The organism is Janibacter sp. A1S7 (genome assembly GCF_037198315.1).
GTDB classification, from domain to species: Bacteria; Actinomycetota; Actinomycetes; order Actinomycetales; family Dermatophilaceae; genus Janibacter; species Janibacter alittae.
Window position 1 is genome coordinate 1522794 of the sequence record NZ_CP144913.1, and the last position, 11998, is coordinate 1534791.

An 11998-nucleotide genomic window follows, 5' to 3' on the forward strand; every position below is an offset into this window, starting at 1 on the left:
CGTGGCACTGATCGTGATCACGTCCGCGTCGGGGTCGCCGGGAGTGACCGCGACGAGCCTTGGCCTGGCGCTGACCTCCACCCGGCCCGCCCTCGTCGTCGAGGCTGACCCGACCGGCGGTTCGGGGATCCTCGCGGGATACCTGCGCGGCGGAACGACGCCGCCGGACTCGTTGATCGACCTGGCTGTGGCCAATCGCCACGGCGAGTTGGCGGAAGCACTGCCGAGGATGGCCGTGAACATCTCCGAGAAGGTCTCTTTGGTGCCGGGGACCCGCTCACACACCCAGGCCCGGAGCCTGAACGCGTTGTGGGAACCGTTGGCCACCGTGCTGCGCGGGCTGGAGCGCACGGGTCAGGACGTGATCGTGGATGCCGGTCGTCTCGGGCTGCAGGGATCGCCCGAGCCGCTGGTCTACGCCGCGGACCTGTGTTTGCTGGCCACCCGCAGTGACTTGGTTTCTCTCTCGGCGGCGAAGTCGTGGGGTGAGTCTCTGCAGGAGGGCTTCGAGCGCGTCGGTGGAGCATCGAGCCTGGGGGTACTGATGATCGGTGAGGGCGACCCCTACCGAGCCCGCGAGGTCCGCTCCGTGCTGCAGATCCCGGTCACGGCGTCACTGGCGTGGGACCCGGACGCGGCAGGCGTGTTCGGCCGCGGCGCGAAGGCACCGAAGAGGTTCGACTCCTCGCCGCTAGTGCGGTCGCTGCGGGCGGCACACGAACGAGTGGAGGCGAGCGTCGAAAGCAACCGCGCGGAACTGGGGAGGGCGCTGTGACCCCGTACGAGTCCAATGGGGCTTTCGCTCCGGACGAGCCCGGTGGGGTGGACCCGACGAACCTGCCGCTGTTCGCCTCGTCTCCCTCATGCAACGGGCATCGGGCCGCCCCCGACGCTCGGACCGCGAACGGGGTGGAGGCTAGGGAGGAGGCTCCTGCTCCTACCGATGAGGACTGGCAGAGCGGGGACAGCCAGGATGTGGATTGGGGGTTGATCGCCGGCCTGCGACAGCAGGCCTCCAACCGGCTCAGCGAGATGCCCCAGGACGGGCGCTCACACTTGGGTCCGCAAGACCTACGAGAGAAGGGCCGCGCGATCATCCTCAGCCTCCTGGAGGATGAGTCTGCGGCGCGCGTGACGGCAGGGGAGTCGTCGTGGGCGCTGCGCGAGCAACGTCAGATGGCCAAGGCCCTTGAGGACGCCCTGTTCGGCTTGGGCCGCCTCCAGCCGCTGGTCGATGACCCTCGGGTGGAGAACATCACCATCATCGGTCACGACCGGGTCTTCCTCGAGCTGACCGACGGACGCCTGATCAAGGGGCCGCCGGTGGCCGACAGCGACCAAGAGCTCATCGACTTCCTCGTGTTCTTGGCCAGTCGATCCGAGGTCAACGCGCGACCCTTCTCCGAGGCCCAGCCCAGCCTGCACCTCCGCCTCGACGGCGGTGCACGTCTGGCGGCGGCCGCCTTCGTCACTCCGCGTCCGCAGGTGGTCATCCGTCGGCATGGCATGAGGGAGGTCACGCTGGAGGACTTCGTTGCCAATGGCCAGCTCTCACCGGTGGCGGCGAGTTTCCTGCGGGCGGCGGTGCGTGCCCGCAAGAGCATCGTGGTCTCGGGGGCTCAGGGTGCCGGCAAGACGACGCTGGTCCGTGCGCTGTGCGCCGAGATCCCGCCCCATGAGGCGATCGGCACGTTCGAGACGGAGTACGAGCTGCACCTGCACGAGCTGCCCGAGCGGCACCCGCTGGCCATGCCGTGGGAGGCCCGGCCCGGCTCCGGCGAACGGGGCCCCGATGGGCGACAGGCAGGTGAATACACCCTGACCGCGGCGCTGTACGACTCCTTCCGGTTCAACCTCTCCCGCCAGATCGTCGGCGAGGTGCGTGGACACGAGGTCCTCGCGATGCTCAAAGCCATGGAATCCGGCTCGGGCAGCATCTCGACCACGCACGCGAAGAACGCCGAAGGCGCGATCGGCAAGTTGGTCACCTGCGCGATGGAGGCCGGCCCCCACGTCACCCACGAGTACGCCATCCGCAGCATCGCCAAGAACATCGACGTGATCGTGCACCTCCACCTCGAAACCATGCCCCTTGCGGATGGAACCGCGCAGCGCGAGCGGTGGGTGAGCGAAATCATCACCGTGGACCCGGGGGAGCGGGAGCCGGGGTACGCCGTGAACACCGTCTTTAGGACCGAAGGCGACGCACGCAAGGCCACTCCCGATGTGCTGCCGGACGACTACCGGGAGCTGCACGCATGGGGCTTCGACCTCGACGGCTACTTCCGCGCCGACGGGGGGACGTCGTGAGCGCGCTGGTGCCGGCGATCGCGGGAGCGCTGATCGTGGCGGGCCTGCTGGGCGCGCTCCTGGCCATGCGCCCCTCCCCGGTCCCGCCGGCCACCGCGCCAGCCCGCAGCAGGATCCTCGGCCGCCTGACCCGAGGAGTGCAGGGCCTGAGCAAGAGAACCAAGCAGCTACTCGTCGGCGGCTTCCTCGTCGGGCTGTTCATCGCCTTGGTCACCGGATGGTTGGTGGCGCTCCTGTTGGTGCCAGCCGCGGCCGCAGGCGTGCCCTTCCTGTTGTCCTCACCCGAATCCAACTCCCAGATCGGGCGGATCGAGGCGATGGAGGAGTGGACGCGGTCGCTCTCGGGGATCCTCACTGCCGGCGCGGGCCTGGAACAGGCACTGATCGCCACCCTGCGATCTACCCCCGAGGAGATCCGGCCGGAGGTGACCCGGCTGGCGGGGCGCCTGCGCGCCCGGTGGGGCACCGAGGACGCCCTGCGCGCCTTCGCCGACGAGCTCGACGACGCGACCGGCGACCTGATCGCCGGCAACCTGATCCTCGGTGCGCGACGCCGCGGCGGGGGCGTGGCCGCCGTCCTCGATGCGCTGGCCGAGTCGACCGCGGCCGACGTGCGGGCGCGCCGCGAGATCGAGTCCGACCGCGCCAAGCCGAGGTCGACCGCCCGACTGGTCACCCTTGTCACGGTCGGCGTCCTGGTGTTCATGGCGCTGACCGGTAGCTACATCGCGCCCTACGGCACGCCCCTGGGGCAGGTGATCCTTCTCGTGCTGCTGACGTTGTACGTGGCCATCCTGATCTGGATGAAGCACATGGCCAGAGGAACCAAACTGCCGCGCTTCATCGGGGCCGGGGCCAAGACCGCCGCGAAGGGGGCCATGCCATGACTGGGATGCAGTTGGCCGCTGGGGGCGGGGCCCTGATCATGCTGGGCGTGGTGCTGCTGGTCTGGCGCCTGTCCCCGGCCGAGCCTGCCCTGGGGGAGGCGCTGGAGCGGCTCTCCCCTCGGCGACAGCGCGGGTCCGTCGACGTGAGCGATGGTTCCAGCGTCCGCGACCGGGCGGGGTTGTGGGCGATGAAGCGCTTGCCGGACGGGATCTGGGGGAAGGTGCCCACGCGCGAGCTGGCACTGCTGCGGGTCTCGCACAGCCGGTTCTACGGCGAGAAGCTCCTCTACGCCCTGATGGGCATGCTGGTGCCGCCGCTGTTCACGCTCTTCTTCAATGCGATGAACCTGGGTATCCCCCTGTTCATTCCGGTACTCGGGTCGGTGGTCGGGGCGGGTGCGGGGTTTTTCCTGCCGGACTACAACGTGCGTGACGAGGCCAAGGCCGCTCGGATCGAGTTCTCCCGCGCGCTGGGCGCCTACATCGACTTCGTGGCGTTGGAACGCAACGCCGGGGCCGGACCGAGACAGGCGATGGAGGTCGCGGCGCAGATCGGTGACTCCTGGGTCTTCGGGCGGCTGGCCGAGGAGCTGGCCCGCACTCGCTGGTCCGGGGTGACCCCGTGGGCGGCGTTGCACTCCTTGGCCGAGGAGCTGGCGTTGCCCGAACTGGATGACCTGGCCGACATCATGCGCCTCTCCGGCGAGGAGGGAGCGCAGGTCTACACCAACCTTCGCGCCCGGTCAGCCAGCATGCGCACCTCCATGCTCAACGCGGAGAAGGGTAAGGCTGCCGAGATGAGCGAACGCCTCTACGTACCGATGAGCATGCTCGGCGTCGTCTTCCTCGCGCTTCTCATCGCACCATCGCTGCTGCGGGTCATGGGGGGATAGGAAATATCCGGTCACACCACGGAAGTCACCACACCATCGAAGGGATCCATCATGTTGTACCTGTTTGTCTCGCTGCAAGTGCTTGGCGCCACGATCACCGAGAATGCCCGAGACCGACTTGCCGAGGACAAAGGGTCCGTCACCATCGAGCAGGTCCTGTGGGCCTTGGCGGTGGTCGGCTTCGTCGGCATCGTCGTCGCAGTGGTGAAGGCGTTCGTCACCCGCAAGGCCGGCGAGCTCGGCTGAGCCAATCGTGACCGGCCAGAGAGACACCCGTGCCAGGCTGCGCTCACTGCGTGGGCGCAGCGCGAGCGATGCTGGATCGGTGTCGATCCAGGCAGTCATCCTCCTGCCACTGATGTTCTCCATCATGTTCTTGGGAATGCAGGGCGCGCTGTACTACCACGCGCGGTCGGTCGCGATCGCGGCCTCCCAAGAGGGGGTGAGGGTTTCTGCCAGTGAGCAGCCGGGCAATGGGCCAGCGGCAGCCGCAGACTTCGTCTCGGCCGCCGGGGGCGAGGACGTCCTACGCGGCGTGCGTATCACCAGCGACCGCAGCGCGACCTCGGTCACGGTCACGGTCTCGGGGAGCTCCATGAGCGTGTTCCCGGGGTGGGACCCGCAGGTCACGCAGTCGGCGAGCGTCCCGGTGGAGCGGCTCACCCGATGAGACTCCAGACGCGCCGTCTGCGTGAGGAAGGGGGTTCCATGGTCATCGAGACGGTGATCCTGGCCCCGGCGTTCATGCTGTTCGTCGCGTTGATCTTCATGGCCGGACGGATGACCATCGCGCAGCAGTCGGTCGAGGCGGCGGCGAACGACGCGGCACGCTCGGCGTCCATCGAACGTACCCACGGCGAAGCCCAGGCGGCCGCGACCTCCAGTGCCTCCACGACGTTGAGCAACCAAGATCTTGACTGCGTGAGCACGAACGTGTCGGTCGACACGGGGGCGTTCAGTGTCGAGGTGGGCACCGCCGGGCAGGTCGAGGCCACCGTCAGCTGCGAGGTCCCCCTGAGCGACCTCGCGCTACCGGGAGTGCCCGGATCCCGGACCGTCACGGCCACCGTGCGCTCACCCATCGACACCTACCGAGAGCGGTGAAGAGCATGGACAGGCTCACCCAAGAGAGCGGCTCGGCCAGCATCTTCGTCGTCACCTCGGCGTTCGTGATGATCATGCTGGTGGGGATCGCCGTCGACCTCGGCGGCAAGGTCTACGCGCAGCAGAACGCCCAGGACGTCGCGCGCCACGCGGCACGGACCGCCGGTCAGGCCATCCAGGTGCCCGAAGCGGTGCGAGGCGAAGAGGTCGTGGCCGACCCACAGGCCGCGCGTCAGGCCGCCCAGCGATACCTGAACGGCAGCGACATGAGCGGGAGGGCCACCGTGGTGGACAGTGAGACCATGCACATCACGACCAGCGACACGTACGAGACGAAGTTCCTCGGGATCATCGGCATCGAGGGCTTCGCCGTCCACGGCGAGGCCGAGGCCCGGATCGTGCGCGTCGTGGACGGGGCCGAGCGGTGAGGCTGCAGCAGCGTCTCCTCGGGCTGGCCGCATGCCTGGTGCTGCTGGGCATCCTGATCGGGCTGCCGGTGGCACTGTGGAACATCGGACCGTCCGTGCTCCCGCAGGCCCTCCCCTCGTGGGGTCAGGTGTGGCAGTCCCTGACTCGAGCCGATGACGGGACCCTCGCACTGCGCGTCATCAAGGCCCTGGGGTGGGCGTGCTGGATGGTCATGGCCGTCCTGATCGCGGTCGAGATCATCACCAGGGCCGGGAGACCAGCAGGCCGCCGACCGTCTGTACCTGCCCTTCGCACACCGCAGTCGGCCGTGCGCGCCCTCGTGGGAACCTCCCTGCTGCTCTTCACCGCCACCAGCGGCGTCGGGATGGTGCAGGCAGCCCTCCCTACGGCACAGGCCGCGAGCGCTGCGCCCGCGAGCGTGGCGGCACCCGCCGTTACTACGGACGCCTCCGCGCCTACGCGGACGGCATCTCCGGACGAGCACCAGAGGGCACAAACACCGCCGGTGGACACGGCAGACACGACGTCCCACACGGTCCGCCAGGGCGAATCGCTCTGGTCGATCGCGCAGGACCACCTGGGGGAGGGCATCCGATACAAAGAGATCCGCGACCTTAACCGCGACACCCTCGGAGAGGACCCGGGATTCCTCGACCCCGGCACCGTCCTGAAGATCCCGGTCGCGTCCGCAGCCGAGAACGCGCACACCGTCACGGTGGAGTCGGGAGACACTCTCTGGGACATCGCGGACAGCGAGCTGGGGGACGCGAGCCAGTACCAAGTGATCGCGGAGGCGAACGACCAGATCAGCGACCCGGACGTCATCGAGCCGGGGATGACCCTGACCATCCCGCAGGCCAGCGAGGCCACGACCGACGAGCCGCAGCGACAGCGCGCGGACGACAGAACGCAGAAGCCGGCACCCACGCCCACGAGCGGGCAGAGCGACCCCGAGCAGGCCACGGGTGACTCCCGCGCACACGCCGCAGCGCCCACAGCCTCCGCCGAGAAGAACCAAACCAGCACGACACGTCAAGAAGCGCCTCACGGAGCACCCGAGGCCGGCGCTGAGGACTCCGTCGGCGGGTGGATGCTGGCTGGACTGACCGGTGGCGGTGCAGTCCTGGCGGGGGGGATCCTGATGGCGCTGTACCGCCGCCGCCGCACCCAGCACCGCCACCGTCGCGCGGGTCGCACGATCGCCACCCCCACGCCCGCCCTGGGGCCCGTCGAGAAGACCGTGAACGCCATGGGGACGGTGACCGCACCGACACTGGAGCGGATGGACAGTGCCCTGCGACGCCTGGCCACCAGGCACGCTCAACAGGGAAACGCCATGCCTGACCTCGCAGCCGTGGAACTGACACGGGCCCGGATCGGGCTGCACCTGTCCTCACCGGCCTCACTGGCTGCGCCGTGGGAGGGCAGCGAGGACGGCCTGCACTGGTACCTCCCCAGCGGAGAGAACGCGCTCGAGGAAGCAGGAGAAGCGACATCGGACCGGCCGGCGCCGTACCCGCTGCTGGTCACGCTCGGCGCCACGGACACCGGCGAGACGTGGCTGCTGAACCTCGAAGAGCTGGCACTGAGCATCACTGGCGACACCACCCGCGGGCGCGACGTCGCCCGATACCTGGCCGCCGAGCTGGCGGTGAACCCGTGGTCTCACGGGGTGCGCGTCGACCTGGTCGGCGTGGCCGAAGAGGTAGCAGAGATGGACGCCGACCGGATCATCATCCACACCGGCGCAGGAGACCCAGCGGCGGAGGTGCTCGCCGACGCGGTCACGACGGTCGATCGATCAGGCGAGCTGGGCGCCGACGTCGCCACCGCCCGCGCCCACCAAGCAGGAGCGGACACGTGGCACGCCCGGCTGCTGCTGGTCGACGCGGCCGCAGACCGCCCGGAAGCCCTGAACCAACTGCTCGACCTACTGGCCACACACGCCGGGCACACGGGCGCCAGCGTCGTCGTGCGCGGGCAGGACGACGAAGCCGCCGACGGGCTGCAGCTGCACGTGAGCTCCACAGGTCGGATCACCATCCCCACCGTGAGTCTGGAACTGGCCGTCGTCGGCCTCACCAGCGACGAGGCCCGAGGATGCGCCGCGATCCTGTCCCAGGGCGAGCAGCTCGAGGACGTCCCGGTCCCCGTTCGAGAAGACGCGACCGAGGGCTGGCGGGCGTTCACCGACGAGGCAGGGGCCCTGCGGGAGGAGCACGTTCGCCAACGTACCGACGAGACCGCAGGTGACGAGGAGACGACCTCGGTGCTCGAGAGCTCCGACGAGGAGTACCTCGCGGTCGGAGCCACGACGCCCGCCGACCTGAAGGCAGTGGCACCGCAGGTCCCGGCCCACATCAGCCAAGCCGTGCGCGAGGCAGACCCCAGCCTTGACGAGGACCTTGACGCCTGGTGGTCCCCGGACTGCCCCCTGCCGCGTCTCTCCCTGCTGGGTCCGGTCACGGCGCGCACCCGCGGAAGCGCGGTGACCAAACGCAAGGCGTACTACACGGAGATGCTGGCCTACCTGGCCACACGCGCCACGGGCGCGACACCCAACGAACTGGCCGAGGCCTTCGGGATCACCCCCGCCAAGACCCGCGACTACGTGCGGATCGTGCGCGACTGGCTCGGCACCAACCCCAACACAGGCGCGCCACACCTGCCCGATGCGCGCAAGGCACCAGCGGCGCAAGCCCGGGGACAAGGCGTGTACGAAGTGCTCGACGTCCTGGTCGACGCGGACTTGTTCCGTCGGCTGCGCGCGCGGGGTGAAGCCCAGGGCCCTGCAGGCATCGAGGACCTCGATGCCGCGCTGCGGCTGGTCAACGGTCGCCCCTTCGACGCTCTGCGCCCGGGCGGGTGGTACTGGCTCTCGGAAGGAGACCGCCTCGACCAACACATGATCTGCGCGATCGTGGACGTGGCCCACCTAGTCACGACGTTCGCCTTGCAGGCCGGCGACCTCAAGCGAGCCAGGCTGGCGGCCGAGACCGCGGCGTTGGCGGCCCCCGAGGAGGAGATCCCCCGATTGGATCTCGCCGCTGTGGCCGACGCCGAGGGGCACGGGAGTCAGGCGGACCGCATCCTGGCCGACGAGGTGTTCAACCGCTCCGACGACCAAGGGGCGCCACCCGAACTACCCGCGAGGACCCAGCAGGTCGTTTCGGGCAAGGACTGGGCCGAGCGGGCTCGAAGCGCGAGCTGACTCGCAAGTGAAAGGAACCCATCGTGAAGCTCTTCAAGGCGACCGCAGAGCTTGCCGAGCGCATCGGGATCTCACTACTGCGGCACTGTCCGGCCAGCGTGCGTGCGCCCGTCACGCGGGGCCCGTAACTGCGCGACCGACTTTGCTTCCCCAGCGGCCGTGCGCACTCTGTCGGGTGATGCCAGCGGCGCGCCCCGATCTGCTCCCATATGACTGGGGGTCGCTGCGGCGAGCCTCGAGGACTGTCTCATCGAGGGCGTTCTGATTCTCACGCACCGCTGTCGCGGCGTCCTTGATGGCCCCCGTGGCGACGAAGGGCTGTGCGTGTCGGTGCCGTTCCTCGCGGCCGGCCTCCTCCACCGGGCGGCCTTCTGGGAGCAGCTTGTCTTCCGGGTCCACCTCGTCCCATGCCGGCTCGGTCTTCCTCGCGGCTCCAGGTCGTGCCGCGCCATCCGCACTCGCACTGGACCCGCCACTCCGGGGCCTTGAGCCGCGGCACGATTTCATCGCCGGCAGGGGCGAAAGGAAGATGATCCCGATGGCATTGGTCGGGTCGGACCCCACGGCCGTCCGGTTCCAGCATCGCCACGTGTCCTTCGTGCTCTCCGCCGTACTCAATGTCGACCATCCAGCCCGTGACACTCTTCCCTTCGTCAGCCTTCCCTGAGGCTCGGACCGGGTTCTAGTCGTCGCGGTCGCCGTCGTCGATGAGGCCCTCATCCCCGACGGGGGCGGGGCGTGGCGCGACCGCTCGAGGGGAGTGCGCAAGCCCTCCTCGGAAAATTGTCGCGATGACTTGGGGTACGAACGTTTCCGCAGGTCAGAGCGCATGTACCCCCCGTCACGCACTGTCGTACCCCCGCGCATGCAGGGCGAGGGGGTACGAATCCGGGGACGACATCTCGAGAGGTTCCAGCCGTGTCCACACGGCGAAAGGAACTCGAGATGTCGGTAGCCAAGCACCTGGGTCTGGACGACCCCAACAGTGACGTGCTGGCGTTGGCGCGCACACGCTTGGCCACGTGGCAGGCCGAGCACCCCGTGTTGGGGGCGGTGGAGGACCTCGCGGATCTCCCGGACCATGTGCGCGGCGCTGATCGCGAGGAGGCGGACGCGACGCTGTTGGCGTTGGCTGAGCTGAGCTCACCGGAAGGCGGCGATGACGTGGCTGCCACGGGCGTTCTGGCGTGGCTGCTGCTGCCGGGAGCGAGCCTGCTCGCGCGACGCATGGCGACGTTGACTCCCACTATCGACGAGGTCCTCGCCGCTCAGCTGTGGGTCGAGGCGCGCACTTTCCCCTGGCAACGGGGACACCGCGTGGCCGCGAACATTCTGATGAACACCCGCAAGACGGCGATGCGCGACCTGGGCGTCGGTGACGCGGCCGAGGGGTCGTGGGCGCGTTGCGCCCCCGTCGACCCGATCGAGGGTCCGTGGAGCCACATGGTGGCCGCCCCGGTGGAGATCCCACCTGAGCGGGAACTGGCTGACCTCCTTGAGTCGGCGTGCCGGGACGGGGTCATTACCGCCGGTGATTGGGGCCTGCTGATGGACGTTGCGGAGAGCGCTGATCGGTGTGGGGTCTCTCGGGCGGGGCGTGGATATGCAGGCCTGTTGGGCAACGAGGTCTGCAGCGAGGTCGCCCAGATGCACGGCGTCTCGCCCATCACCGTGCGCCGCCGGGCGAGCCGCCTGGTGCAGAGGCTACGCACCTCGGTGGCCTGCGGCGTGGAGAAGGTGCCCGCGTGATGACCGCCGATTACAGCATCGAGGCTTTAGGTGCCGACCCGATGAGGACGGTGACTGACGTGGCGGAGATCGAACGACTGACGGACCTGGCCGGTGCAGAGCGCGCCGCCTTCCAGGAGTTGGACTGCTGCCTGACGCGACTGCGCGACGTGTGGGCCGCGCAGAGCCAATTGGCGCATCTGGACTCCGAGACGCTGCGCGGCGTGCTGGCAGCCCGCCGCGCCCAGCTGGGTGGCCAGTCGCGATGAACGCCCAGACGGTGGCCCGGCCCGTGGTGCGAGTCGAGGAGCTCAAGCGGGCTTGGCAGGCAGTCCAGTCTGGCCAGTTCAGTACCACGCGAGGTCAGCAGGAGAGCAAGACCACGAGCGCGCCCGACGCGGCCTGGGACCCCGCCGAGGCTGTCCTGCCGGTGATCGGGTGCATCGGAGGAGCCGGCGCGACGACGACCGCCGTAGCGATCGCGCAGCAGGCCGGAGCCTCTAGGGTCCTCGAGTGCTGCTCCGCCACGGCCTCCGGACTGGCCGCCGCAGCGCACGAAGAGCTGGGTCGGCAGGGCGGTTGGAATGTCGGACGCCGCGAGCGAGTCACGCTGCAGCGCCCGGCCGGCGTTCTGCTCGGACCCGCAGAGGTACCCCTGCCGCTGATGTCGCCTGGACAGAAGGGGCTGACCGTCTTGGACGTGGGATGGGAACTCGGGCAGGTCCTGAGCCTGCCGTCCTGGCTGGGTGACCAGCTGCTCCACGCCCCGACCGTGGTGGCCGTGACCGCCGCGACCGTTCCCGGCCTGCGCCGCCTCGAGGGAGTGCTCGCCCTGCTGGAGAGCACCCACATCGTCGCCGCCGTCATCGGCCCCCGTCGCAAGAGGTGGGCGCCCGGAGTCGCCGCGTCCATGGGGCGGCTGACCAGCGACCTCGACGACGCGCGGAACCTCGTTGAGGTCCCCAGTGACAAGACCCTGGCGGCCCACGGCGTCGAGCCGACACCACTGCCGCCAGCGCTGCTGAACGCAGCAGGCCACCTGCTCCGGCTGACCGAGGCCGGGACCACTATGAAGGGAAGGCACGAATGAAGAACGCACTCCTGACCGAGATCTACGCGGTGCCAATGGAGGTCTGCCCTGTCGCCCCACCGGGTGCGCAGGCCCATGCCGACCAGCTGATGGGGTACGTGCTCTGGGGGGTTGGCATTCTCTTCGTGGTTGGCATCATCATCGGTGTCGGCGCCGTGGTTGGCGGCCGAATCTTCGGGATGTCGCACGCCAGCAAGGGCGGCATCATCAGCCTCGTGGTGGTGTTCATCGCGATCATCCTTTACCTCGTCCTTCCCGAGATCGTCGAGAGCATGACCGGATCGGGCTGCATCTGATGGCGTCCCGGGCAGCATCTGCAAGCGGGCAGCCGTGGGACCGCAGGCGG

Annotated in this window: 13 protein-coding genes; all 13 read left to right on the forward strand. The window is 69.2% G+C overall.

Annotation, left to right across the window (positions count from 1 at the left end; genetic code table 11):
* The first annotated feature begins 1 nt into the window (after position 1).
* The 13 genes from V1351_RS07300 (at position 2) to V1351_RS07360 (ending at position 11948) form a co-directional block, all read left to right on the forward strand.
* On the forward strand, positions 2-775 hold the full coding sequence (locus V1351_RS07300; protein ID WP_338752156.1) for a hypothetical protein: 774 nt from the start codon (positions 2-4) through the stop codon (positions 773-775).
* 356 nt (positions 776-1131) lie between these two features.
* On the forward strand, positions 1132-2310 hold the full coding sequence (locus V1351_RS07305) for a CpaF family protein (protein WP_338752158.1): 1179 nt from the start codon (positions 1132-1134) through the stop codon (positions 2308-2310).
* Positions 2307-3197: a type II secretion system F family protein gene (locus tag V1351_RS07310; protein ID WP_338752160.1), complete on the forward strand. Its 891-nt coding sequence runs from the start codon at positions 2307-2309 to the stop codon at positions 3195-3197. Before V1351_RS07305 ends, V1351_RS07310 begins: the two co-directional genes overlap by 4 nt.
* Entirely contained in the window at positions 3194-4090 is an 897-nt protein-coding gene (locus V1351_RS07315) for a type II secretion system F family protein (protein WP_338752162.1), read from the forward strand. The genes V1351_RS07310 and V1351_RS07315 overlap by 4 nt, the downstream gene beginning before the upstream one ends.
* Before the next feature lie 51 nt (positions 4091-4141).
* A complete protein-coding gene (locus tag V1351_RS07320; protein WP_338752164.1) occupies positions 4142-4336 on the forward strand; it encodes a hypothetical protein in 195 nt (64 codons plus the stop codon).
* Between the two features lie 79 nt (positions 4337-4415).
* Positions 4416-4760: a TadE family protein gene (locus tag V1351_RS07325; protein ID WP_338752166.1), complete on the forward strand. Its 345-nt coding sequence runs from the start codon at positions 4416-4418 to the stop codon at positions 4758-4760.
* Positions 4757-5194, forward strand: a complete 438-nt coding sequence (locus V1351_RS07330) for a TadE/TadG family type IV pilus assembly protein (RefSeq protein ID WP_338752168.1) — start codon at positions 4757-4759, stop codon at positions 5192-5194. Before V1351_RS07325 ends, V1351_RS07330 begins: the two co-directional genes overlap by 4 nt.
* Positions 5195-5199: 5 nt before the next feature.
* Positions 5200-5622, forward strand: a complete 423-nt coding sequence (locus V1351_RS07335; protein WP_338752170.1) for a TadE/TadG family type IV pilus assembly protein — start codon at positions 5200-5202, stop codon at positions 5620-5622.
* The gene (locus tag V1351_RS07340) at positions 5619-8834 is read left to right on the forward strand and encodes a LysM peptidoglycan-binding domain-containing protein (protein WP_338752172.1); all 3216 of its coding nucleotides are present in this window, start codon (positions 5619-5621) and stop codon (positions 8832-8834) included. Before V1351_RS07335 ends, V1351_RS07340 begins: the two co-directional genes overlap by 4 nt.
* A 918-nt stretch (positions 8835-9752) precedes the next feature.
* Positions 9753-10583 carry a hypothetical protein gene (locus V1351_RS07345; protein WP_338752174.1) on the forward strand — a complete coding sequence of 277 codons (831 nt, stop codon included), beginning with the start codon at positions 9753-9755 and terminating at the stop codon, positions 10581-10583.
* A complete protein-coding gene (locus V1351_RS07350) occupies positions 10583-10831 on the forward strand; it encodes a hypothetical protein (protein WP_338752176.1) in 249 nt (82 codons plus the stop codon). Before V1351_RS07345 ends, V1351_RS07350 begins: the two co-directional genes overlap by 1 nt.
* Positions 10828-11652, forward strand: a complete 825-nt coding sequence (locus V1351_RS07355; RefSeq protein WP_338752178.1) for a hypothetical protein — start codon at positions 10828-10830, stop codon at positions 11650-11652. Before V1351_RS07350 ends, V1351_RS07355 begins: the two co-directional genes overlap by 4 nt.
* A complete protein-coding gene (locus V1351_RS07360) occupies positions 11649-11948 on the forward strand; it encodes a hypothetical protein (protein WP_338752180.1) in 300 nt (99 codons plus the stop codon). Before V1351_RS07355 ends, V1351_RS07360 begins: the two co-directional genes overlap by 4 nt.
* Positions 11949-11998 lie beyond the last annotated feature (50 nt).